Below are 22,016 nucleotides of genomic sequence, written 5' to 3'. Positions count from 1 at the left end.
GTTGCGATCTAACTCTCGCGCTGGCGCCCAGTTGGCAAGTACGGTAAATTCAGGGAACTAGTCCCTGTTTGGATACTATTGGAAGAAAGCCCCATGAAACGGCGGAATTTTGCCCATCGGCCGGGCTGCGCGGTCGAGGCGACGCTCGACCTGATCGATGGCAAATGGAAGGGGGTCATCCTGTTCCATCTGTTGTCCGGCACGCAGCGGTTCGGCGAGTTGCGACGGCGGATGCCCGGCATCACCCAGCGCATGCTGACCAAGCAGCTTCGCGCGCTCGAGGAGGACAAGCTCATCCTCCGCAAGGTCTATGCCGAGGTGCCGCCACGGGTCGAATACACCGTGTCCGAAATCGGCGAGAGCCTGCGGCCGGTGATCGAGATCCTGAAGCAATGGGGCGAGACTCACCGGGCGCGGCTGTCCTGTGCGCCCGCACCTGATCCCATCGAAGCGGCGCAGACCGCCGCCTGAAGCAAGCAATCGCTTCTCTCACCGCTGGCTCACGCCTATATCAGAACGACGAATTTCCGGGAACTTTACATGACGCTGATTCGCTTAGCCGCCGTGTTGTTGATTTCAGCCGCCGCCGCGACACCGGCGCTGGCGCAGGACCGGCGCGTGCCGTCCTCGCCGGCCGAGCTGAAACTGTCCTATGCGCCGATCGTGCAGCGCATACAGCCGGCGGTCGTCAACGTCTACGCCGCCAAGACCGTGCAGACCCGCAATCCGTTCCTGGATGACCCGATCTTCCGCCGCTTCTTCGGTGTGCCCGGCCAGCCCGAGCAGATGCAGCGCTCGCTCGGCTCCGGCGTGATGGTCGATCCCTCCGGCCTCGTCGTCACCAACAACCACGTCATCGAGGGCGCCGACCAGGTGAAGATCTCGCTCGCCGACAAACGCGAGTTCGAGGCTGAGATCGTGCTCAAGGACAGCCGCACCGACCTCGCGGTGCTGCGCATAAAGGACGCGAAAGAGAAATTCGCGACGCTTGATTTCGCCAATTCCGACGAACTCCTGGTCGGCGATGTCGTGCTCGCGATCGGCAATCCCTTCGGCGTCGGCCAGACCGTGACGCATGGCATCATCTCGGCACTCGCGCGTACGCAAGTCGGCATCACCGACTACCAGTTCTTCATCCAGACCGATGCGGCCATCAATCCCGGCAATTCCGGCGTCGCGCTGGTCGACATGACCGGGCGGCTCGCCGGCATCAACACCGCGATCTTCTCGCGCTCCGGCGGTTCGCAGGGCATCGGCTTTGCGATTCCCGCCAACATGGTGCGCGTGGTGGTGGCGTCCGCCAAGAGCGGCGGCAAGGCGGTTAAGCGGCCGTGGCTTGGCGCGCGGCTGCAGGCGGTGACGCCTGATATCGCCGAGACACTCGGGCTGAAGCTGCCGAACGGTGCACTGGTCGCGAACGTCGCGCCGAACAGTCCCGCAGCGCATGCGGGGCTAAAGCCGTCGGACCTGATCGTTGCGATCGATGGCCAGACCATCGATGATCCCAACGCCTTCGACTACCGTTTTGCGACCCGTCCGCTCGGCGGCTCCGCCCAGATCGACGTGCAGCGTGGCGGCAAGACCATCAAGCTCACCGTGCCGCTGGAGACCGCGCCCGATACGGGACGTGACGAGATCGTGCTGACCGCGCGCTCGCCATTCCAGGGTGCCAAGGTGGCAAATATCTCGCCGGCGCTCGCGGACGAATTGCATCTCGATGCCGGGGTCGAAGGCGTCGTCGTCACCGACCTCGCCGACGACGGCACGGCCGCCAATGTCGGCTTCCAGAAGGGCGATATCATCCTTGCCGTCAACAACCAGAAGATCGCGCGCACCGGCGATCTCGAGAAGGCCTCGAAAGCGGCGTCACGGATCTGGCGGATCACGCTGGTGCGCGGCGGCCAGCAGATCAACGTGACCCTCGGCGGATGAGCGCGAAGCGCCAGCACGAATCCTCCACCAACCTCTTTGCCGCGGCAGGGATGGAGCAGGATGCGCCGCATCCGCTGCCCGATCGTCTGCGGCCGCGAAAACTTTCCGATGTCGTCGGGCAGGACCATATCCTCGGCCCCGATGGGGCGCTGACGCGCATGCTGGAGACGCGCACGCTGGGTTCGCTGATCTTCTGGGGGCCGCCGGGCACCGGCAAGACCACGGTGGCGCGGCTTCTGGCCGACGCGACCGATCTGCATTTCGAGCAGATTTCCGCGGTATTTTCTGGTGTCGCCGATTTGAAGAAGGCGTTCGACGCGGCGCGTGCGCGGCGCGAGACCGGCAAGGGCACGCTGTTGTTCGTCGACGAGGTCCATCGCTTCAACCGCGCGCAGCAGGATTCCTTCCTGCCCGTGATGGAAGACGGCACGGTGGTTTTGGTCGGCGCCACCACCGAAAATCCGTCCTTCGAGCTCAACGCCGCGCTCCTGTCGCGGGCGCGCGTGCTGGTGTTCCATTCGCTCGATACCGAAGCGATCGAAAAGCTCTACGCGCATGCTGAAGAGGTCGAGGGCAGGAAGCTGCCGCTGGATGCGGAGGCGCGCGCCGTGCTGGTGCGGATGGCCGACGGCGACGGCCGCGCCGCGCTGACGCTCGCCGAAGAAGTCTGGCGCTCCGCGCGCAAGGATGAGGTTTTTACCCCCGCCCAATTGCAAGACATCCTGCAGCGCCGCGCGCCGATCTACGACAAGTCCGCCGACGGCCATTACAACCTGATCTCGGCGCTGCATAAATCGGTGCGCGGCTCCGATCCGGATGCGGCGTTGTATTATTTCGCGCGCATGCTCGATGCCGGGGAGGACCCGCTGTTCCTGGCGCGGCGCGTGGTGCGCATGGCGGTGGAGGATATCGGCCTTGCCGATCCGCAGGCGCTGGTGATCGCCAATGCCGCCAAGGACGCTTATGACTTCCTCGGCTCGCCTGAGGGCGAGCTCGCGATCGCGCAGGCCGTGGTCTATGTCGCCACCGCGCCGAAATCGAATGCCGTCTACACCGCATTTGCCGCGGCGAAGCAGGTGGCAAAGCAGGGCGGCTCCCTGCTGCCGCCCAAGCACATCCTGAACTCCCCGACCAAATTGATGAAGTCGGAAGGCTATGGCTCCGGCTACCAATACGACCACGATGCGCCCGACGCCTTCTCCGGGCAGGACTACTTTCCGGAAGCCCTGGGCCGCCAGACCTTTTACGATCCGCCCGACCGCGGCTTCGAGCGCGAAATCCGCAAGCGGCTGGACTATTGGGCAAGGCTCAGGAAGGAGCGGGACGTGACGTAGACCGCCCCGGCTCTCAAATCACTAGCTCGCCTGGGCCGGCGGCCCGGCACGCATCCAGCCGAGGATGGTTTCGAGCCTTGCGACCACGTCCCGGATTTCCAGGACCTGCTGCATCCTTTCGACGCCGACCTCCAGGAGCTGGACGACGACATCGGCAAGCACGCCCGGCTCGCCGGCATAGCGGTAGAGCGATTGCGGCGGCACCGTGTTGGTGGAGCTCCGATACGCCTCGAAGATCTCACCCGTCAGCGCGAAAGCCTCCGTGTCGAGCGCGCGCACCTCGTCGAGCGGCACGACCTCGGCCGCGAGGAAGTCGGCTTCTGCGGGTCTGACGACAGCGACGCGCTTGCCGCAGGAAACCCGTACCTTCTGGTTTCCGTTCGGCAACTCGACGCGGTTCATGATATCGGCGACGACGCCGACCGAATAAAGCGCGTCGAAATTTGGGTCGTCGTCTTCGGCCCGTCGCTGCGTAATCACGACGATGCGCCCATCATTGGCGGCCGCGCTTTCGATTGCGCGCCGCGTCTTCTCGCGTCCGACGAAGATCGGTGAGATCAACTGCGGGAAGAACACGATGTCCCGCATCGGCGCGACGGGGATCACCGTGCCGCCGTTGAGCGATGGGGCAGGGGGACCCTTTCCCTGGGCGGCAACCGGCTGGCTGGACTGGATGGCCGCCGACAGCACGTTCCAGTCGTGAAAGCCCAAGGTCCTGGCGACCAGTTCAAGGCTCCCGCTGTGGCTGACGGATATTGATTTGGCTTTGAGCGCATCGCGCAGCGTCTGCGCCATGGCCTTGGCATCGCGGAAATCGCGCATGGATCGTCCTCTGCTGTAAGCGAACGAGAAATCGTCAGGTGCTTGCGTTGCTGACTCGTTCGCCGGGGCAAAGGAAGCCGGAAGCGGCTCGATACGTTCACCATACCCTGTTCGGGCGCAAGCAGCGGGTCGTATCCACCCGCGGAAAATATGCATGGCGTTCCCGACACTGTCAACGAGTATAGGTGGCTTGTTGCACGCGTCTCGTCAAACCGACGTCACCTTTTGGAGGTTTTGCGCGGGATTTGCGGTGATTTCGCCGTGACGGCCAGCCGCATTTGCGCTACGCAACACCCGACCTCTGGAGCCAAAACAGCATGAGCCGCCGCGTCAAGAGACCATTGTCAAAATCGGGCGATCGTGGTGATCGCCCGAAGGGCGCGCGGCCCTTTCGCAATCGTCACGAGGGCGATCGGCCGCCGATGCATCGCGCGGGCGCAAAGCCGCCGCTCTTTGCCCAGCCGCGGCGGGAGAAATCGGCCCCGCCCGTTGCAGCAGAGCCCGCGAAAGCTGCCGCCGAGCTGCCGTTGCCGACAAAAGTCCAGACCGTCACCGTGACCGCGGACGAGAACAACATGCGCGTCGACCGGTTTCTCGAGGCGCGGTTTCCCGGGCTGTCGTTCTCTCATATCCAGCGCATCGTTCGAAAGGGCGAGCTGCGCGTCAACGGCAAGCGCGCCGACAGCAAGGACCGGTTGGAGGAGGGACAGAGCGTACGCATCCCACCGCTGAAGCTCGATGCCCCGAAGGTGGTTGGTCAGCTCTCCGAGGCCGCGACGAAGACGCTTGCCGCGCTGAAGGAGATGACGCTGTTCGAGGACGCCGACGTGCTGGTGCTGAACAAGCCCGCCGGGCTTGCCGTGCAGGGCGGTTCCGGCACTACGCGCCATGTCGATCAGATGCTGGAAGTGATGCGCGACGCCAAGGGCCAGAAGCCGCGCCTGGTGCACCGGATCGACAAGGAAACCTCGGGCTGCCTTTTGGTTGCGAAGACGCGCTTTGCCGCGACGCAACTCACCGGCGCGTTTCGTTCGCGCTCGGCGCGCAAAATCTATTGGGCGTTGGTGGCGGGCGTGCCCAAACCGAAGCAGGGCCGCATTTCGACCTATCTTGCGAAGGAGGAAGGCGAGGACGACACTATCATGCGGATCGCTGCCCATGGCGATGAGGGCGCAAGCCACGCCGTCACCTACTACGCGGTGGTCGAAACCGCTGCGCAGAAGCTGGGGTGGGTATCGCTGAAGCCGGTCACGGGACGTACCCACCAGTTGCGCGCGCATATGGCGCATATTGGTCACGCGATCGTGGGCGATCCCAAATATTTCAATCGGGAGAATTGGGAACTTCCGGGCGGGTTGCAGAACAGGCTGCATCTGCTCGCGCGGCGCATCGTGATTCCGCATCCGCGCGGCGGGGTCATCGACGTCACCGCACCGTTGCCGCCGCATATGCAGCAATCCTGGAACCTGCTAGGGCTCGACACCAGCCGGTTCGACCCGATCGAGAACGCGCCCGAGGAATAATTTATTTGCGGTTTCAAAGGGGCGTTCCGACATATCCATCATGAGATATTCAGCGCTTGCACTCACCCTTGCCTTGCTGCTTGCCGCGCCCGCAGCGTCGGCACAGTTCATCGCGCCTGGCACTAACCCGAACCTTTTTCCGCCCCCTCCTGCACCGCCGCCGCCACCGAAGATCGTGGCGCCGACGACCCCGATGATGCGCGGAGAACCAGAATCTCAGTTGCCCCGATTGCCAAGTCCCCGCGCGTCGACCCGCCGATCGTTCGGTGACCGTGTCAGAAGCTGTCTCGACGAGGGCGCGGCTGCCGGCCTCGATCCCGCCGATCGCGCCGCCTATTCGCGCAGTTGCGCCGCACGTGACTGAGGCCTGAACTGACTGAAGAGCAGGTCTCTCAGCCGTCATTGCGAGGAGCGAAGCGACGAAGCAATCCACGTCTCCGCAAGTGGCGAAATGGATTGCTTCGCTTCGCTCGCAATGACGGGGGGCGGCAACGGCTGCGGTGCCCACAACGATCTTTGATCTCGTCGGCTTTATTTGCCCCGACGCCTGACTTATCCTGTGAGCAGACGAACCCCAACGGAAGCTTGCGAAGACATGCGCGAATTGTTCGATGAAGCGGCGGGACAATCCCCGCTAGATCCGCAGGAGGCGGCGCGTCGCAACGTGCGCGCGCCGCAGCGCAAGCGGTTCTATGGCCGCGCCGATGTCGCCGAGGAGGACGGCGGCTTTGCCGTGACGCTCGACGGCAGGCCGATCCGTACGCCATCGGGAAAGAAGGTGACGGTGCCGTCGTGCGCAATCGCGGACGCCGTCGCTGCCGAGTGGAACGCGCAAGGAGAGATGATCGATCCGCTGACCATGCCGCTGACGCGCTTTGCCAACAGCGTGATCGAGGGCGTGGTTGGTCGCGTCGACGTGGTCGCTGACGACGCCGCAAAATATCTCGGCTCGGATCTGTTGTTCTATCGCGCCGGCCGTCCAGAGGCGCTGGTCGCCCGCGAGGCCGAGCATTGGGATCCGATCCTGTTTTGGGCCGCGGATACGCTCGGCGCGCATTTCATCCTCGCGGAAGGCATCGTGCACGTCGCCCAGCCGGAAAGCGCGATCCAAGCCGCGCGCGAGGCGTTTCCGAGCGATCCATGGTCGGTGGCGGCGCTGCATGTGGTGACGACGCTCACCGGCTCGGCGTTGCTTGCGCTGGCCTTGACCCACGGTTTTCGGGACGCGGCGCAAATCTGGACCGCCGCCCATGTCGACGAGGACTGGAACATCGAGCAGTGGGGCTTGGACGAGGAGGTCGCCGCGCGCCGCGCCGCACGGCTGGTCGATTTCAACGCGGCCGCCAGCATCCTGAAGACGCTGAACTAAGTTCCTTTGGCGCAACCGCCACCGCTAAGTTAACGGGAGGTTTACGGCGCGGAGGTAGGCTCTAGCCTTCCAGCCGAGACCCTCCGACATGGCGCTGACCATCAATCCCGTGCTGCCGGTGCTTTCCGCCAAGGAGGTGGGCAGCGTCGCACCCGATCTCGTGCTGCAGCCGGGCAGCGTGATCAATGCGCAGGTGCTGAAGGTGCTCTCCGCCGACCTGGTCCGGATCGCGATCTCGAGCCTGTCGATCGACGTGCTCTCGGAAGCTCCCTTGAAGGAGGGGCAGGCGCTGCAGCTCGCGGTATCCCAGACCAAGGACGGGATCCGTCTTGCGATGCTCGGGCAGGGCGATGCCGCCGCTGACGACGCGGTGACGCTATCGCCCGACGCGCAGCTCGCCACCGCCAATCCCTCGACGACGGCCCAGCCCAAGAACGTCCTTACGCCGGTGGAGCGCGCGGCTGTCGCCAACGCCGCGCAAAATGCGGCGACGGTGCAGCAGAGCCTGGCGCCGTTGTTTGCCAATCTCGGCGCATTGGCTGCCGCGGGTAACCTGCCGCCAAGGCTGCAGCAGGCGATTGCGCAGGTGCTGACGCAGCAAACCCGGCTCGACCAGAACCTTGACGGCGGCGATATCAAGAATGCGTTCGAGCGCTCCGGCCTGTTCTTCGAGGCGGCGCTGGCCGCCGGCACCGCATCGCCGGCCGCGGGCGTTCCCGATCTGAAGGCCGCCCTGATCGTGCTGCGGCAGACCCTGCTGTCGTCGCTCGGCACGGCGAATGCCGCGCCGCCGGCCTCCACCGCCGCGGGACAGGCCGCGGCACATCCCGCGCTCACCCAAAATCTCGCGCCATCCGATCTCGAGGTCGAGGAAATCCTGCTGCCGCAGGCGCGCGTTCCGGTCGCCGACGATCTCGTGATGCCCGGCACCATCGGCCGGGGCACGTCAAATGCCGGCTCCTCCGCCGGTGCGACGCTGAATCTGCTGCAGGAACTCGGCAATTCCGCGCGTCCGACTGACATCGCCGCCGATGTTACCGTCCACACCAATACGCCGGCACCGCCGTTCCGAGGCGCGCTTCCCACCGCCCAGCCCGTCGCCTCGCCATCGGTCGCGCCGGATATGCGGCTCGCCGCCGCGGCGCATCATCTGCTTGGCGACACCGATGCCGCGTTGGCGCGGCAGACGCTGTTGCAGGTGGCGTCTCTGCCGGACCGCATCGATCCCGCGCATCAGCAGATCGACACCTCGTCGCCGCGCTGGCATTTCGAAATCCCGTTCGCAACGCCGCAAGGCACGGCGATGGCGCAGTTCGAGATTTCCCGTGACGGCGGCGGCGGTGTTGAGGCCGAGGCTGCCAAGCGCATCTGGCGGGCGCGTTTCTCGCTCGATGTCGAACCGGCAGGCCCGATCCATGCGCTGATCTCACTCATCGGCGACCAGACTTCGGTGCGGATGTGGGCGGAACGCCCGGCGACCGCCGCGCAGCTTCGCGCCAGCGTGCCGCAGTTGAGCCAGGCGCTGAGCCGGGCCGAGCTTCTGCCCGGCGACATCGTGATCCAGGACGGCGCGCCGCCGCAGGCAGCACCGGCTCGCGCCGGCCATTTCCTGGACCGCGCGCTATGAGCGTCGAGACCAAGAGCCAGCTCGCGGTCGCCCTGCATTACGACCACAGCGGCGCGCCGACGGTGGTTGCCAAGGGCAGGGGCGCGATCGGCGCCAAGATCATCGAGCTCGCAAGAGCCCACGACATCCCGATCGAGGAGAACGAGGTCCTGGCGGGCGCACTTTCCAATGTCGAGCTCGGCGACGAGATCCCGGTCGAGCTCTACAAGGCCGTTGCGGAAGTTCTGGTGTTCGTGCTCCGCCTGTCGGGCCGCGCCCGGTAAGGTTCTTGCCATCGTTTCATCACGATGGCATCCATCATGGTCTGCTCCTCAACCCATCCAGGTTCAGCCGTGATCAATCGCCGCCAAGCGCTCGGTCTCCTCACCGCCGCGTCCGTTCTGCCGACCCGCAGCCTCGCCAACGTGTCCTACCAGCGCAACGAGTTTCGCGACAGCCTGGCGCGGCGCTTCTTCGAGCTCGGCACCGAGGGGACCTTCGTCGCCTACAAGGTCGACGATTACCTGATCATCGCCAGCGACAAGCGAAGGTCGAGCGAGGGCAAATTGCCGGCCTCGACCTTCAAGATCCCGAATTCGGTCATCGCGCTGGATACCGGCGTGGTCGAAGACCCTGACAAGGACGTGTTCAAGTGGGACGGCGTGACGCGCAGCATCGAGGCCTGGAACAAGGACCATACGCTGCGCTCGGCGATCGCCGTTTCCGCCGTGCCGGTCTATCAGGAGATCGCGCGGCGCATCGGCGAAGAGCGGATGAAGAAATATCTCGATCTGCTCGAATACGGCAACCAAGACATCGGCGGCGGCATCGACCAGTTCTGGCTGACGGGAAACCTGCGCATCGATCCGGTCCAGCAAATCGATTTCGTGGACCGCCTGCGGCGCGGCACGTTGCCGGTCTCCAAGCGCGCCCAGGAGCTGACGCGCGACATCCTCCCCGTGACCAAGGTCGGCGACGCCACCATCCGCGCCAAGAGCGGCCTCGTCGGCGCCGAAATCGGCAAGCCCTCGCTCGGCTGGCTGGTCGGCTGGGTCGAGAAGGGGTCCTCCGTCACCGTGTTCGCGATGAACATGGACTGTAAGAACGAGAGCCACATCGCCGCCCGCATGACCGTGACGCAGCAATGCCTCGCCGACATCGTGGCGTATTGATGGGCTGATGCGCGCCCGCACTGGCTGGTGCGCAAATCGATGCCGGACTAACATCTCCGTACAATGAAAAATCATGCGGAGGAAACCATGCATTCGGCTTCAATCTGGCTCTCGTCGCTCACACTTGCCGCCGCCGGCGGCTGGTTCGCGGCCACGATGTTTGCCGCGCCGGCGACCAGCAAGGAGCCGCGCTTCCCGCAGCTCACTATGGACCAGCTCGACGAAAAGCAGCGACCGCTGGGCGAGCAGATCATGAAGGTCTCGAGCGTCGGCATCGGCGGCCCCTACAACCCGATGATCCGCAGTCCCGTGCTCGGCCAGCGGCTGTTCGACCTGTTCTATTATTTGCGCTGGCAGACCTCGGTGCCGACCAAGCTCAATGAGTTTGCAATCCTGATCATTGGTCAGCAATGGCGCTCGCAAGTCGAATGGTTCGCGCACGCGCCGCTCGCGGCCAAGGCCGGCCTGTCGGGCGATATCATTGCCGAGCTGCAAGCCAACAAGCGGCCGTCAAACATGGCCGAGGATGAGGCCGCGGTCTATGATTTCGTCACTGAGCTGACCACCACCAAGAAGGTATCGGACGAGACCTATGCGCGGGCGAAGAAGGTGTTCAACGATCAGCAGATCGTGGATTTGACCGCGGTCGCCGGCAACTATGTCATGGTCGCGATGATGCTTGCCATGGCGGAGGAGACCGTGCCGCCCGGCAAGGAGGAGCCGTTCAAGGTGGGGGAGTGACGGAGCCGCGGCTTGCAACGCCTCCTGTGCCTGACGCCGGCCGCATCCACGCTTTGCCGGCGTCAGCGAACGAAGGAATGGCCGGGATTGTCCCGGCCGTCGATTATCAAGCCTGAGGCGACTTCGCCTTTCCGATCCGTCCCATATGGGTGAAGCCGAATCCTGCCTGATATTTCAGTCCGTAGCCGAGCGCGCGGTCGATGCCGATATGGGCGAGCCAGATCATTGCGATCGAGAGCACCAGCGGCTCGGCGGTCGCAAAGCCCGCCGTCATCAGGGCCACGGGCGCCATGTAGCTGTGGGCGGCATTGTAGATGACCGCGCCCTCCTTGGGGCCAATGACATAGCCGGCAAAGCTCAAATCGGGCGCCAGGAACAGGATCGCATAGACCCACCACGAGCCGCCCCACATCGCGTACAGCACCGTCATGCCCACAAACAGCGTCAGCCCCTCCAGCCTGAGCAATAGGCGCACGCCGCCGGTGACCGAGCCGGCCTCGGCTGTGGTGTTATCCATGGTTTCCTCCCCAAATTTGCGCTGATCCAAGTACCGCCCGTGCCCGGGATTCGGGGCAAGAAGGTGGTTTCCGGTTCAGAAAATGCCGTGTTAGAACCCCGCGCGGGTTCCAGCAGCCAATCACTAGCTAATGCGGGCGGAAGCAAATGAAAGATATCCTCGACACCCTCGAAGAGCGGCGCGCCGGCGCCAAGCTGGGCGGCGGCATCAAGCGCATCGAGGCACAGCATGCCCGCGGCAAGCTGACGGCGCGGGAGCGCATCGAGCTGCTCCTGGACAAGGGCTCGTTCGAGGAATTCGACATGTTCGTCGAGCACCGCTCGACCGAATTCGGCATGGAGAAGTCCAAGGTTCCCGGCGACGGCGTCGTCACCGGATGGGGCACCGTTAACGGCCGCAAGACCTTCGTCTTCGCCAAGGATTTTACCGTGTTCGGCGGCTCGCTGTCGGAAACGCATGCGCTGAAGATCACCAAGCTGCAGGATATGGCGATGAAGGCGAGGGCCCCGATCATCGGCCTCTATGACGCCGGCGGCGCGCGGATCCAGGAGGGCGTCGCGGCGCTGGCGGGCTATTCCTACGTGTTCCGCCGCAACGTCATCGCCTCCGGCGTGATCCCGCAGATTTCCGTCATCATGGGCCCCTGCGCCGGCGGTGACGTCTATTCGCCTGCCATGACCGACTTCATCTTCATGGTGAAGAACACGAGCTACATGTTCGTGACTGGTCCTGATGTGGTGAAGACCGTGACCAACGAAGTGGTGACCGCCGAGGAGCTCGGCGGCGCCTCGGTGCACGCGACGCGCTCCTCGATCGCCGACGGCGCGTTCGAGAACGACGTCGACGCGCTGTTGCAGATGCGTCGGCTGATCGACTTCCTGCCCTCGAACAACACCGACGGCGTGCCGGAATGGCCGAGCTTCGACGATATCGGCCGGGTCGACATGTCCCTGGACACGCTGATCCCCGATAATCCGAACAAGCCCTATGACATGATGGAATTGATCCTGAAGGTCGTTGACGAGGGCGACTTCTTCGAGATCTCCGAGACGTTCGCCAAGAACATCGTCACCGGATTCGGCCGCATCGCGGGCCGCACGGTGGGCTTTGTCGCCAACCAGCCGATGGTGCTCGCCGGCGTGCTCGACAGCGATGCGTCGCGCAAGGCCGCGCGCTTTGTTCGTTTTTGCGATGCCTTCAACATCCCGATCGTCACCTTCGTCGACGTGCCCGGCTTCCTGCCCGGCACCGCGCAGGAATATGGCGGCCTGATCAAGCACGGCGCAAAACTGTTGTTCGCCTATTCGCAATGCACGGTGCCGCTCGTCACCATCATCACCCGCAAGGCCTATGGCGGTGCCTTCGACGTCATGGCCTCGAAGGAGATCGGCGCTGACATGAACTATGCCTGGCCGACCGCGCAGATCGCGGTGATGGGCGCCAAGGGCGCGGTCGAGATCATCTTCCGCTCCGACATCGGCGATCCAGACAAGATCGCCGCCCGCACCAAGGAATACGAAGACCGCTTCCTCTCCCCCTTCATCGCCGCCGAGCGCGGCTATATCGACGACGTCATCATGCCGCATTCGACGCGGCGCCGGATCGCGCGGGCACTCGCGATGCTCAAGGACAAGAAGGTCGAGATCCCCGCAAAGAAGCACGACAATTTGCCGTTGTAGGGATGCCGTAGGGCGGGTTAGCGAAGCGTAACCCGCCATCCCTCCTTGCGGTTATGTTGCGGCGGATTACGCTTCGCTAGTCCGCCCTACAAATGTACGGAGGAAGCGACATGCCTACTGCGCTTTTCATCGTCCGTTCGACCGTTACCGACCCTGCGAAACGCGCCGCGTTTGACGCATGGTATTCGCGCGAGCATTTGCCGGATGCGCTGAAATCGTTCCGGGCGCAGAAGGCGTGGCGGCACTGGAGCGCGACGGATCCGTCGCAGCATCTGGCGACGTATCAGTTTGCCGACCAGACCTCGCTCGATCGCGCGGTCAATGGCGAGGAGATGAAGCGGCTGATCGCCGACTTCAACCGCGATTGGCCTGATGTCACGCGCACGCGCGAGGTGCTGGTGTTGGCGGAAGAGGTTGTGGCGTAACCTCAGCGCCGCGCGCCTAGAGCTTCGGTTCTGATTGAATCAGAACCGAAGCTCTAGATTCTTGATTTGACGCGTTTTCTTCACGCGAACCGGTATCCACTTCGCTCGAAACGCTCTACGCCGCCTTGCCCTGGTTCTTGAACATCTCCGCCGCGCGCTTCTTGAGTTCGTCAGGCGCGACGTCCTCGATATGCGTGCCGAAGAACCATGCGTTGCCCGCGACATCCTTCACGCCGCCGGTGCGGTCGCCGTAGAACTGATCCGCCGGTTCCATGATCGAGGTCGCGCCTGCCTTGATGGCGTTTCGGTAGGCGGTGTCGACGTCGGGCACGTAGAGATAGAGCATGGCGGGCATCGCCTTGGCGTGCTCGGAGGCATCGGCGATCATCACCATGGAATCGCCGATCCTGAGTGTCGCGTGCATGATCGTGCCGTCGGGCCGCAGGGTCGGCTCGTGGTGCTTCCGGGCGCCCAGCGCCTGCTCCAGGAAGCTGATGATCTTCTCGGCGCCTTCCACGATGAGATAGGGCGTCACGGTATGAAACCCGTCCGGAGTTGGTCGTGCCTTCGCCATGGTGTTCTCCTGCGGAGTTGGAGGTAACCCCGTTAACGCAGAGCATCCATTTTGGTCGCATCGTGTTGGCAAAAAGCATCGCGGCTCGCGGATGCAGAGGCGCGCCAATTGCCGCGACGCTTTTTGTCGCGCCTGACGCATGCGCGCAGTTCAGCGGGCATTCATCTCACGGCGGCAACATTGTTCCCGCATCACATGCTGAGTAAGAAAAGGACAATGTTCATGGAACGCCGCCACTTCTTGAAGATTGCATTGGGCGCTGCCGCAGGTGTGGCAACCTTTGCTGCAACCGCGCAAGCCGCGCCGATGGTGCCATTAAGCGAAGACGCGCGGCGGCCTTCCAGCCCAGATGCCCATCCTGCGGTCTCCACCGGCGATGAAGTTGACAACCTCAAGCCCGAACAGGTGCAGTGGCATGGCGGTCATGGGCATCGCGGTCATGGACATCGTCGCCACTGGCGTCCTCACCGGGGCTGGCGCCACCCCCACCGCCACTGGCACCGTCGGCACTGGCGTCGCTGGTGAGGCCAATCTAGCAGGCTGCCAGCTTTGGTAGTTTGGAAGTCGGAACTCCAACCGTATCAATCCGAAAGCTGCTGCTTTTCGAATCTCCGCTACCACTGATCGAAAAAGGGCAGGGACCGCGAGCCGCAGTCCCTGCCCATTATTGTTCGGCCACTAAAGTTTAGCCCGCTCCGCTCGGCCATCTGATTGGCCGAGCTTTGTTCGACTACGCTTTAACGAAAAGTTTAGAAAGGCCGGCAGCGGCCATGGCGCCAAATGAAGCCGCGGGGGCAGACGCGAGGCGCCACCACGACCCGCGGCGCCGGCCGCACGACGACAACGCGGCCGTTGGGCCGGCAACCGCCATACGGGCCGCGGTGGAAGCCGGGGCCGCAACCACCCGCTGCGTTAGCGGAGCTGAAGCTCGCGACCATGCCAGCCGCAACGACAGCCGCCGCCAGAAGATACTTCATTCTTGTTCTCCCATTGAGTTCTCGCCGCACGCAAATGCGACACAGTGATTCGCCACGCTGGAGTGTCGCAGACGCCGCATCACTTGTCGCGAAGCATAGTTTTCAGGACTGAACGCGATGTGAAGGGAGCGGTTGCTTCTTACCGCGGAGCGAAGAAACTCGCCGCCAGCGTTGGGACTCGCCAGTCATTTGCGGGTGCAAATGACGGAGCAATGACGGCGCCAGTTCTTCGTTGCGCTCGCGCGCCGCTATTCGCCGGTCCCGAATAGCGCTGCAAATCGCTTTTCGCCGTTTCGTGAAAAGTTGACCACGCGGCTGCCCGGTGTCGAATCGCGCGCCGCCCATTTCAGCTCGGTGAAGCGCTCCATGAGCGCAGCGCCCAGCGTGCCCGCCAGATGATGCCGGCGCTCGCTCCAGTCGAGGCAGGCCTTGCACACGGGGCGGCGGGGATGGATGAGCGCGTCGGCGTCGATCTGCAGCGCCTTCGCTATGAAGCGCTTGCCTTCGCCGGTCAGCTCCATCGCATCCTTGCTCTGCCGGATCAATCGCTGCTTCTTCATGCTGTCGAGCATCTGAACGCCGAGGTCGCCGGCGAGATGGTCGTAGCAGATCCGCGCGCGCCGCAGCGCAGGGTCCTTCGGCCCGGTGCGTACGCGCATGTGGCCGGCGCGCGCGGCAAGCCCGGCAAGCCCCTCCAGCACGCCTGCGACGTCGGTGCCGGTGAGGCGGTAGTAGCGGTGGCGGCCTTGCTTTTCCGGCTCGATCAGCCCGCCAGTTTCGAGCTTGGAGAGATGCGAGCTCGCCGTCTGCGGCGTAATGCCCGCTTCCTGCGCAAGCTCGCTTGCGGTAAGCGCCCGGCCGCTCAAAAGCGCGGTGAGCATGTTGGCGCGCGCGGGGTCGCCGACCAGCGACGCGACCATGGCGATGTCAGGACCTGCTTTCATAGTTCGATCATAGCCGAAGCATTAGTGTCGGACAAGGCGATATTCTCCAAACTGCGGCCGTCATTGCGAGGAGCGCAAGCGACGAAGCAATCCACCTCTCCGCAAGCTGAGAGATGGATTGCTTCGCTCCGCTCGCAATGACGGTGGAGAACTTGGAGCAGCCCATGACCATCACCGTGTTCATCCGCTACCAGCTCGATCCCTTCAAGCGCGCGCAGTTCGAGGAATATTCCAGGCGCTGGCTCACCATTATCCCGAGATGCGGGGGCGATCTGATCGGCTACTTCATGCCGCATGAGGGCACCAACAACATCGCCTTTGCGCTGATCTCGTTCGAAAGCCTTGCCGCCTACGAGGCCTATCGCGCGCGGCTGCGCGCCGACGCCGAGGGCATGGCCAACTTCAATTTCGCCGAGGAACAGAAATTCATTCTGGCCGAAGAGCGGACTTTTTTGCGCTCGGTTACGTAGTAGGCTATCGCTTTGGGTAACGAGGGAGGTGCCGATGATCGCCGTGATCTTCGAGGTCTGGCCGAAGCCGGAACTTCGGCAGCAATATTTCGATCTTGCCGCCGAGTTGCGGCCGATCCTGGAGACCATTGACGGCTTCATTTCCGTGGAGCGCTTCGAAAGCCTGACCGAGAAAGGGAAGTTCCTGTCGATATCGTTCTTCCGCAATGAAGCCGCCGTCGAGGCCTGGCGCAATGTGGTGGAACATCGCAGGTCGCAGGCGAAGGGTCGCGCGGTCATCTTTGAGGACTACCGGATCCGGATCGCCAGCGTGGTCCGCGATTACGGCATGAACGATCGCGCGCAGGCGCCGAAGGACAGCTGTGCCGTTCATGAGCCGCACTAGCGCGTGATACGTCTGGTGTCACAAATCATCGAAAGGAGAGGAAACATGCCGGTCACGACTGCCGAGAAGCGCGCCGCGTTCAGGAAGCTGCATGAGCGCGGCTGCTTCATCCTGCCCAATCCCTTTGACGTGGGCAGCGCCCGCGCACTGCAGCAGCTCGGTTTCAAGGCGCTCGCCTCCACCAGCGCCGGCTTTGCCTGGACCATCGGCAAGGCCGACAACCGCGTCACGGTCGATGATGTCGTCAACCATCTGACGGCGCTCTGCGCCGCCGTCGATCTGCCCGTCAACGCCGATTTCGAAGGCGGCTTTGCCGTCGATCCGGACAAGGTCGCGACCAACGTCGCCCGCGGCGTCAAGACGGGGGTCGCGGGGCTCTCGATCGAGGACTCGACCGGCGATGCGGCGAAGCCGCTGTACGATTTCGACTTGGCGGTCGAGCGCATCAAGGCCGCACGCAAGGCGATCGACGCCGAGGATAGCGGCGTTCTGCTCACCGGCCGCTGCGAAGCCTTCCTGTGGGGACGGAACGATCTCAACCTCGTCATTGAGCGGCTGCAAGCCTATTCCGCCGCCGGCGCCGATTGCCTCTATGCGCCCGGCATCAAGACGAAGGAAGAGATCGCGGCGGTCGTGAAGGCCGTGCATCCCAAGCCCGTCAATCTCCTGAACGCTTCCGGCCTGTCGCTGCAGGAAGCCACTGACCTCGGCGTGCGCCGCATCAGCGTCGGCGGCTCGCTGGCGCGCGCCGCCTGGGCCGGCTTCATGAAAGCCGCACGCGAGATGGCGGAGCAGGGGACCTTCACCGAGCTCGGCCACGGCTATCCCGGCGGCGAGCTCAACAAGATGTTCAAGTAGCGGTTCAAACAAGAAACACGGCGGGCAGATCGATGCCCGCCGTGCGTGCGAGAGTGTCGGTCCTCTTATTTGTTGCTGTCCGGTTTGGCCGAATGGTCGACGTCCTGGCCGGTCGGATTAGACTGCGGCGGTGTCGGGCGGTTGGTCGCCGCGCCCGTCGTCGTGCCGGATTCGGTGTTGGCCTTCGGCACGGTCGATGGAGATGCGGGGTTGGCCGGCTGGTTCTGCGCGCTCTGCGACGGCGGAGTCGTGCCGGCATTGTTAACGGATGTGTTGTTCAGGCCATAGAACACTGCACCAAGCACCACCGCGATCGCAATCGCGAACATCGCGATCTTCGCTCCGCTGGCCGGGCCCTCGGCAAGCTCCGGATCCGGCTGCAACTCATTGTCCAGATTGTCGAGACGCGCCTGATGGCGGATCTCTTCCTCGGTCATATTGCTGCGATTAGGGTCATTCGGTTGGTTTGCCATTGGGTTTCCTCCGTTAGCCTAGGTTACAACTCGCCAACGCTCCCCGACGTTCCCGTGATCCCGCGCGCGGAGAAGAACGCACTGCACAAAACGCGCAAATGAGAATCGCGCGGCCACCTGACGCCGTCGCCGCATCCACCCGCGCGCCGCCGCTCCTCCAGGGACCTCACGGCGTTTCGCGCAACACCCCTCCGACGCACGAAGCGAAAACAAACCCGATCATTCCAGGCACGAAATTGCGAACTTCGAAAGCGAGGCGCCTGCGCACAGAATTGTGCTGCGCGGCCTTCGAAAACCGACATAGACTGGTTCTAAAGCGCTTGGATGACTAGCTAAAATCAGTCGTCGCGACCAGGAATACGAGGGCTTAGATGGGAATCAACCAGGGTCCGATCAGTCTCGACCAGAAGTATACCCAGGGTACCGGCCATATCTTCCTGACCGGCATCCAGGCTTTGGTCCGCCTGCCGATGGCGCAGATCCGCCGCGACCGCGCGGCCGGCCTCAACACCGCGGGCTTCATCTCCGGCTACCGTGGCTCCCCGCTTGGTGGCTACGACCAGCAGCTCTTCGCGGCCAAGCATCACCTCGAGCAGTACAAGATCAAGTTCCAGCCCGGCGTGAACGAGGACCTGGCTGCCACCGCGATCTGGGGCTCGCAACAGCTCCACCTCTCGCCCGGCGCCAACTACGATGGTGTGGTCGGCATCTGGTACGGCAAGGGCCCCGGCGTCGACCGCTGCGGTGACGTGTTCCGTCACGGCAATGCGGCGGGTTCCGCCAAGCATGGCGGCGTGCTCTGCCTTGCCGGCGACGACCACGGCGCCAAATCCTCCACCGTCCCGCACCAGTCGGACCACGCCTTCATCTCGGCGCTGATGCCCTATCTCTATCCGTCCAGCATCCATGAGATGATCGAGATGGGCCTCTTGGGCATCGCGATGTCACGCTACTCCGGCTGCTGGGTCGGCATGAAGGTGATCACCGAGACCGTCGAGACCACGGCCGAGATCGACCTCAGCGACGAGATGACGCCGTTCGTGATCCCGAGCGATTTCGAGCTGCCGCCGGGCGGGCTGAACATCCGCTGGCCGGACGATCGCTTCGACCAGGATCGGCGCCTGCAAGACTACAAGGGCTATGCGGCGATCGCCTTTGCCCGTGCGAACAAGGTCAACCGCATCACCATGGATTCGCCGAACGCGCGCTACGGCATCATGGCGTCCGGCAAGAGCTATGAGGACATCCGTCAGGCGCTGCGCGAGCTCGGCATTACGCCGGAGATCGCCGCCAAGATCGGCATCCGCCTCTACAAGATCGGCATGCCCTGGCCGCTCGAGCCGGAAGGCGTGCGTAACTTTGCCGTTGGCCTGGAGGAGATCTTCATCGTCGAGGAACGGCGCGAGATCGTCGAGAACCAGGTCAAGCAGGAGCTGTTCAACTGGCGCGACGACGTCCGCCCGCGCATCGTCGGCAAGATGGACGAGCACGAGAAACGCTTCCTGACCTTCGCCGCCGAGCTCAGCGTCGCCTCGCTCGCAAGCTCGCTGACCGAGCGCCTGCTTCGGCTCAATCTCAACCCAGAGATCGCCGAGATGCTGCGTGCCAAGGCCGACTGGTTCAACGGCCGCCAGGCGACGCAAATGCAGGCCACATCCCCGATCGCCCGCGTCCCGTATTTCTGCTCGGGCTGCCCGCACAACACGTCAACAAAGGTGCCGGAAGGCAGCCGTGCCATGGCCGGCATCGGCTGTCACTTCATGGCGCTGTGGATGAACCGCAACACCGAGACCTTCACCCATATGGGCGGGGAGGGCGTGCCGTGGGTCGGCATCGCGCCGTTCACCAACGAGAACCACATCTTCGCCAATCTCGGCGATGGCACCTATTTCCATTCCGGCATTCTGGCGATCCGGCAGGCGATCGCTTCCAAGGCCAACATCACCTACAAGATCCTCTACAACGACGCGGTCGCGATGACCGGCGGCCAGCGCCACGACGGCGACCTGTCGCCGCAGCAGATCACCTTCCAGCTCCACGCCGAAGGCATCCGCGAGATCTACCTCGTCTCCGAAAATCCCGACGCCTATCCGGCCAGCACCATCGCGCCGGGTGTGAAGCTCGCTCATCGCGACGAACTCGAGAACGTCATGAAGGCGTGCCGCGAGTTCAAGGGCACGTCCGCGATCGTGTTCGTGCAGACCTGCGCCGCCGAGAAGCGCCGTCGCCGCAAGCGCGGCCTGATGGAGGACCCGCAGCGCCGCGTGCTGATCAATCCCGCCGTCTGCGAGGGCTGCGGCGACTGCTCGGTGCAGTCGAACTGCATCTCGGTCGAGCCGCTGGAGACCGAATTCGGCCGCAAGCGCACCATCAACCAGTCGACCTGCAACAAGGACTATTCGTGCGTGAAGGGTTTTTGCCCGTCCTTCGTCACTGTCGATGGCGGCAAGCTGCGCCGGCGCGCGCCGCCGGATCTCGGCGCCATCGGTGACCTGCCAGAGCTGGCCACCCGGCCATCGCTGGAGCGTCCGTATAATATCGCGGTCGGCGGCGTCGGCGGCACCGGCGTGCTGACGATTGGCGCACTGCTCGGCATGGCCGCGCATATCGAAGGCAAGGCCAGCATGATCCTGGACATGTCGGGCCTCGCGCAAAAGGGCGGGGCGGTGCTAAGCCACGTCCGCTTGTCCGATCATCCGGCCGACGTCACCTGTTCGCGCATCGTCACCGGCACCGCCGATCTCGTGCTGGCCGCCGACGAGGTGGTCGCCGCGTCGAAGGAGACGATCACGCTCTGCGAACCCAGCCGCACGGCCGGCATCATCAACAGCCATGTGATCCCGACCGCGGATTTCATTCTCAACCGCGACTTCAACTTCCAGGTTCCCAAGGTGAACTCGGTGCTGGAGAACGCCCTGCGCCAGGACTCCGCTTTCTTCGATTTCACCAGGCCGGCTGAAGCCCTGCTTGGCGACAGCATCGCCACCAACATCATGATGATGGGCTACGCCTATCAGAAGGGCCTGCTGCCGCTGTCGGCAGCTTCGATCGAGCAGGCGATTGAGGTCAACGGCGTCTCGATCAAGATGAACAAGGACGCCTTCCAGCTCGGCCGTCTTGCCGCCGCCGATCCGGCGCGGCTGGCCGAGATGATGAAGGACCAGGACGAGCCGGTCGCGCCGAAGACCCTCGATGCCATGACGCTGGACGAGATCATCGCCCATCGCAGCGCCCATCTCACCGCCTATCAGAGTGGCAGATTGGCAAAACGCTATCGCAAACTGGTCGACCAGGTGCGCGATGCCGCCACCAAGGGCGGCTATGGCGAAGCACTGCCGCGCGCGGTTGCGATCAACTACGCCAAATTGCTCGCCTACAAGGACGAGTATGAGGTGGCGCGGCTCTACACCGACGGCCGGTTCGAGCACCAGCTTCGCGAGCAGTTCGAAGGCGATTTCAAGTTCAACTTCAACCTCGCGCCGCCGATCTTGGCGCGCGGCGTCGACGCCCAGGGCCGCCCGAAGAAGCGCGCCTTCGGTCCGTGGATGCTGAATGCCTTCCGCGTGCTGGCCAGGCTGCGTTTCCTGCGCGGTACACCGCTCGACATCTTCGGCTACAGCGCCGACCGCAAGCTCGAGCGCGATTTGATCGCAGGCTACGAGAAGGACGTCGCGACGGTGCTCGGTCTCTTGTCGCCGGCCACGGTCGAGACCGCTGTCGAATTGCTCTCGCTGCCCGACCGCATCCGCGGCTACGGCCCGGTGAAGGAAAAGGCGGTGCAGGACGCAAAAGCCCGCTACGCCCAACTCGCCGCCGACCTGGCCAACCCGCCGCCGGCCCCGCGCCAGATGGCAGCCGAGTAGGGCACTGCCGTTAGGGTGGGCAAAGCGGAGCGTGCCCACCTTTCTTGCACCGAACGTGGATGGTGGGCACGCTCCGCTTTGCCCACCCTCATATGGGGCTTTGTGAGTCAAGGCTCTCAACGAACGGGTGTGGGTCGGGTTTTTGCGGTGAGAGGGCGGCGCGCGGAGCCATGCGTAGCGCAGCGCAGCGCGACGACCGGGCCCCGGGTGAGGATTGGCTTCCGAAGATTTCTGCAGCTCACTGCATCACCTCATATCCGGTCGGATCGGCTGATCCGTACCCACCTTCCGCATGCTTGCGGCGAGGAAGCCAAGAGGATGAGACCCATCTACAAAACGGCGTTGTGGAAGC

Annotated in this window: 22 protein-coding genes; 16 read left to right on the top strand and 6 right to left on the bottom strand. The window is 64.0% G+C overall.

Annotation, left to right across the window (positions count from 1 at the left end; genetic code table 11):
* Nucleotides 1–93: 93 nt before the first annotated feature.
* The 3 genes from AAFX91_RS09510 to AAFX91_RS09500 all read left to right on the top strand — a co-directional run bounded on the left by AAFX91_RS09510 (nt 94) and on the right by AAFX91_RS09500 (nt 3,266).
* Nucleotides 94–471 carry a winged helix-turn-helix transcriptional regulator gene (locus AAFX91_RS09510; protein WP_394566284.1) on the top strand — a complete coding sequence of 126 codons (378 nt, stop codon included), beginning with the start codon at nt 94–96 and terminating at the stop codon, nt 469–471.
* A gap of 69 nt (nt 472–540) precedes the next feature.
* Nucleotides 541–1,932: a DegQ family serine endoprotease gene (locus tag AAFX91_RS09505; protein WP_394566283.1), complete on the top strand. Its 1,392-nt coding sequence runs from the start codon at nt 541–543 to the stop codon at nt 1,930–1,932.
* The gene (locus tag AAFX91_RS09500; RefSeq protein ID WP_130580936.1) at nt 1,929–3,266 is read left to right on the top strand and encodes a replication-associated recombination protein A; all 1,338 of its coding nucleotides are present in this window, start codon (nt 1,929–1,931) and stop codon (nt 3,264–3,266) included. The genes AAFX91_RS09505 and AAFX91_RS09500 overlap by 4 nt, the downstream gene beginning before the upstream one ends.
* A gap of 21 nt (nt 3,267–3,287) precedes the next feature.
* Here AAFX91_RS09500 and AAFX91_RS09495 read toward each other — a convergent pair whose 3' ends face one another.
* Complete coding sequence (locus AAFX91_RS09495) at nt 3,288–4,088, bottom strand: LON peptidase substrate-binding domain-containing protein (protein ID WP_130580935.1); 801 nt, start codon at nt 4,086–4,088, stop codon at nt 3,288–3,290.
* Nucleotides 4,089–4,405: 317 nt separating this feature from the next.
* Here AAFX91_RS09495 and AAFX91_RS09490 point away from each other — a divergent pair, with 317 nt between their 5' ends.
* The 6 genes from AAFX91_RS09490 to AAFX91_RS09465 all read left to right on the top strand — a co-directional run bounded on the left by AAFX91_RS09490 (nt 4,406) and on the right by AAFX91_RS09465 (nt 10,499).
* Complete coding sequence (locus AAFX91_RS09490; RefSeq protein WP_394566282.1) at nt 4,406–5,611, top strand: RluA family pseudouridine synthase; 1,206 nt, start codon at nt 4,406–4,408, stop codon at nt 5,609–5,611.
* A gap of 595 nt (nt 5,612–6,206) precedes the next feature.
* Nucleotides 6,207–6,980, top strand: a complete 774-nt coding sequence (locus AAFX91_RS09485) for an ATP12 family chaperone protein (RefSeq protein ID WP_130580932.1) — start codon at nt 6,207–6,209, stop codon at nt 6,978–6,980.
* 88 nt (nt 6,981–7,068) lie between these two features.
* Complete coding sequence (locus AAFX91_RS09480) at nt 7,069–8,607, top strand: flagellar hook-length control protein FliK (protein WP_394566281.1); 1,539 nt, start codon at nt 7,069–7,071, stop codon at nt 8,605–8,607.
* The gene (locus AAFX91_RS09475; RefSeq protein ID WP_130580931.1) at nt 8,604–8,870 is read left to right on the top strand and encodes an EscU/YscU/HrcU family type III secretion system export apparatus switch protein; all 267 of its coding nucleotides are present in this window, start codon (nt 8,604–8,606) and stop codon (nt 8,868–8,870) included. The genes AAFX91_RS09480 and AAFX91_RS09475 overlap by 4 nt, the downstream gene beginning before the upstream one ends.
* A 69-nt stretch (nt 8,871–8,939) precedes the next feature.
* Complete coding sequence (gene blaOXA, locus AAFX91_RS09470; protein WP_282530741.1) at nt 8,940–9,758, top strand: class D beta-lactamase; 819 nt, start codon at nt 8,940–8,942, stop codon at nt 9,756–9,758.
* 87 nt (nt 9,759–9,845) lie between these two features.
* Complete coding sequence (locus AAFX91_RS09465) at nt 9,846–10,499, top strand: carboxymuconolactone decarboxylase family protein (RefSeq protein WP_394566280.1); 654 nt, start codon at nt 9,846–9,848, stop codon at nt 10,497–10,499.
* A 106-nt stretch (nt 10,500–10,605) separates the two neighbouring features.
* Here the strand turns inward: AAFX91_RS09465 and AAFX91_RS09460 are convergent, their stop codons facing one another.
* Complete coding sequence (locus AAFX91_RS09460) at nt 10,606–11,016, bottom strand: DUF4260 domain-containing protein (RefSeq protein ID WP_130580928.1); 411 nt, start codon at nt 11,014–11,016, stop codon at nt 10,606–10,608.
* 146 nt (nt 11,017–11,162) lie between these two features.
* Between AAFX91_RS09460 and AAFX91_RS09455 the strand changes: the two genes are divergently transcribed.
* The gene (locus tag AAFX91_RS09455; protein WP_130580927.1) at nt 11,163–12,695 is read left to right on the top strand and encodes an acyl-CoA carboxylase subunit beta; all 1,533 of its coding nucleotides are present in this window, start codon (nt 11,163–11,165) and stop codon (nt 12,693–12,695) included.
* A 110-nt stretch (nt 12,696–12,805) separates the two neighbouring features.
* On the top strand, nt 12,806–13,120 hold the full coding sequence (locus AAFX91_RS09450; RefSeq protein WP_130580926.1) for a hypothetical protein: 315 nt from the start codon (nt 12,806–12,808) through the stop codon (nt 13,118–13,120).
* 115 nt (nt 13,121–13,235) lie between these two features.
* Here the strand turns inward: AAFX91_RS09450 and AAFX91_RS09445 are convergent, their stop codons facing one another.
* Nucleotides 13,236–13,694 (bottom strand): glyoxalase/bleomycin resistance/extradiol dioxygenase family protein, encoded by a 459-nt coding sequence (locus AAFX91_RS09445; RefSeq protein ID WP_130584394.1) that lies wholly within the window; start codon nt 13,692–13,694, stop codon nt 13,236–13,238.
* A 382-nt stretch (nt 13,695–14,076) separates the two neighbouring features.
* On the opposite strand from AAFX91_RS09445, the gene AAFX91_RS09440 reads away from it, so the two are divergent.
* Complete coding sequence (locus AAFX91_RS09440) at nt 14,077–14,250, top strand: hypothetical protein (RefSeq protein ID WP_165421615.1); 174 nt, start codon at nt 14,077–14,079, stop codon at nt 14,248–14,250.
* A gap of 193 nt (nt 14,251–14,443) precedes the next feature.
* Here the strand turns inward: AAFX91_RS09440 and AAFX91_RS09435 are convergent, their stop codons facing one another.
* Both AAFX91_RS09435 and AAFX91_RS09430 read right to left on the bottom strand, forming a co-directional pair.
* Complete coding sequence (locus AAFX91_RS09435; protein WP_282530737.1) at nt 14,444–14,671, bottom strand: GCG_CRPN prefix-to-repeats domain-containing protein; 228 nt, start codon at nt 14,669–14,671, stop codon at nt 14,444–14,446.
* Nucleotides 14,672–14,919: 248 nt separating this feature from the next.
* Complete coding sequence (locus tag AAFX91_RS09430; RefSeq protein WP_165421400.1) at nt 14,920–15,615, bottom strand: helix-turn-helix transcriptional regulator; 696 nt, start codon at nt 15,613–15,615, stop codon at nt 14,920–14,922.
* A gap of 164 nt (nt 15,616–15,779) precedes the next feature.
* Between AAFX91_RS09430 and AAFX91_RS09425 the strand changes: the two genes are divergently transcribed.
* Genes AAFX91_RS09425 through AAFX91_RS09415 form a run of 3 tightly spaced genes read left to right on the top strand, consistent with a single transcriptional unit; the run spans nt 15,780 to nt 17,328 of the window.
* Nucleotides 15,780–16,085 (top strand): NIPSNAP family protein, encoded by a 306-nt coding sequence (locus AAFX91_RS09425; RefSeq protein WP_130582248.1) that lies wholly within the window; start codon nt 15,780–15,782, stop codon nt 16,083–16,085.
* Between the two features lie 34 nt (nt 16,086–16,119).
* A complete protein-coding gene (locus AAFX91_RS09420) occupies nt 16,120–16,470 on the top strand; it encodes an antibiotic biosynthesis monooxygenase (RefSeq protein ID WP_130582250.1) in 351 nt (116 codons plus the stop codon).
* A 45-nt stretch (nt 16,471–16,515) separates the two neighbouring features.
* Nucleotides 16,516–17,328, top strand: a complete 813-nt coding sequence (locus AAFX91_RS09415; RefSeq protein ID WP_130582252.1) for an oxaloacetate decarboxylase — start codon at nt 16,516–16,518, stop codon at nt 17,326–17,328.
* A 65-nt stretch (nt 17,329–17,393) separates the two neighbouring features.
* On the opposite strand, the gene AAFX91_RS09410 is transcribed toward AAFX91_RS09415, so the two are convergent.
* Nucleotides 17,394–17,801, bottom strand: coding sequence for a hypothetical protein (locus AAFX91_RS09410; RefSeq protein ID WP_130582254.1), 408 nt, complete (start codon nt 17,799–17,801; stop codon nt 17,394–17,396).
* 371 nt (nt 17,802–18,172) lie between these two features.
* On the opposite strand from AAFX91_RS09410, the gene AAFX91_RS09405 reads away from it, so the two are divergent.
* A complete protein-coding gene (locus AAFX91_RS09405) occupies nt 18,173–21,664 on the top strand; it encodes an indolepyruvate ferredoxin oxidoreductase family protein (RefSeq protein ID WP_130582255.1) in 3,492 nt (1,163 codons plus the stop codon).
* Nucleotides 21,665–22,016: the final 352 nt, after the last annotated feature.

This window comes from Bradyrhizobium sp. 31Argb, assembly GCF_043638955.1.
GTDB lineage: Bacteria > Pseudomonadota > Alphaproteobacteria > Rhizobiales > Xanthobacteraceae > Bradyrhizobium.
The sequence above is the reverse complement of the archived record's forward strand: the minus strand, read 5'-3'. Positions and strand labels throughout refer to the sequence as shown.

Bases quoted from the DNA above. Each gene is read 5' to 3' on its own strand.
- AAFX91_RS09510 (WP_394566284.1), top strand. From the start codon at position 94: ATGAAACGGCGGAATTTTGCCCATCGGCCGGGCTGCGCGGTCGAGGCG.
- AAFX91_RS09505 (WP_394566283.1), top strand. From the start codon at position 541: ATGACGCTGATTCGCTTAGCCGCCGTGTTGTTGATTTCAGCCGCCGCC.
- AAFX91_RS09500 (WP_130580936.1), top strand. From the start codon at position 1,929: ATGAGCGCGAAGCGCCAGCACGAATCCTCCACCAACCTCTTTGCCGCG.
- AAFX91_RS09495 (WP_130580935.1), bottom strand. From the start codon at position 4,088: ATGCGCGATTTCCGCGATGCCAAGGCCATGGCGCAGACGCTGCGCGAT.
- AAFX91_RS09490 (WP_394566282.1), top strand. From the start codon at position 4,406: ATGAGCCGCCGCGTCAAGAGACCATTGTCAAAATCGGGCGATCGTGGT.
- AAFX91_RS09485 (WP_130580932.1), top strand. From the start codon at position 6,207: ATGCGCGAATTGTTCGATGAAGCGGCGGGACAATCCCCGCTAGATCCG.
- AAFX91_RS09480 (WP_394566281.1), top strand. From the start codon at position 7,069: ATGGCGCTGACCATCAATCCCGTGCTGCCGGTGCTTTCCGCCAAGGAG.
- AAFX91_RS09475 (WP_130580931.1), top strand. From the start codon at position 8,604: ATGAGCGTCGAGACCAAGAGCCAGCTCGCGGTCGCCCTGCATTACGAC.
- AAFX91_RS09465 (WP_394566280.1), top strand. From the start codon at position 9,846: ATGCATTCGGCTTCAATCTGGCTCTCGTCGCTCACACTTGCCGCCGCC.
- AAFX91_RS09460 (WP_130580928.1), bottom strand. From the start codon at position 11,016: ATGGATAACACCACAGCCGAGGCCGGCTCGGTCACCGGCGGCGTGCGC.
- AAFX91_RS09455 (WP_130580927.1), top strand. From the start codon at position 11,163: ATGAAAGATATCCTCGACACCCTCGAAGAGCGGCGCGCCGGCGCCAAG.
- AAFX91_RS09450 (WP_130580926.1), top strand. From the start codon at position 12,806: ATGCCTACTGCGCTTTTCATCGTCCGTTCGACCGTTACCGACCCTGCG.
- AAFX91_RS09445 (WP_130584394.1), bottom strand. From the start codon at position 13,694: ATGGCGAAGGCACGACCAACTCCGGACGGGTTTCATACCGTGACGCCC.
- AAFX91_RS09435 (WP_282530737.1), bottom strand. From the start codon at position 14,671: ATGAAGTATCTTCTGGCGGCGGCTGTCGTTGCGGCTGGCATGGTCGCG.
- AAFX91_RS09430 (WP_165421400.1), bottom strand. From the start codon at position 15,615: ATGAAAGCAGGTCCTGACATCGCCATGGTCGCGTCGCTGGTCGGCGAC.
- AAFX91_RS09425 (WP_130582248.1), top strand. From the start codon at position 15,780: ATGACCATCACCGTGTTCATCCGCTACCAGCTCGATCCCTTCAAGCGC.
- AAFX91_RS09420 (WP_130582250.1), top strand. From the start codon at position 16,120: ATGATCGCCGTGATCTTCGAGGTCTGGCCGAAGCCGGAACTTCGGCAG.
- AAFX91_RS09415 (WP_130582252.1), top strand. From the start codon at position 16,516: ATGCCGGTCACGACTGCCGAGAAGCGCGCCGCGTTCAGGAAGCTGCAT.
- AAFX91_RS09410 (WP_130582254.1), bottom strand. From the start codon at position 17,801: ATGGCAAACCAACCGAATGACCCTAATCGCAGCAATATGACCGAGGAA.
- AAFX91_RS09405 (WP_130582255.1), top strand. From the start codon at position 18,173: ATGGGAATCAACCAGGGTCCGATCAGTCTCGACCAGAAGTATACCCAG.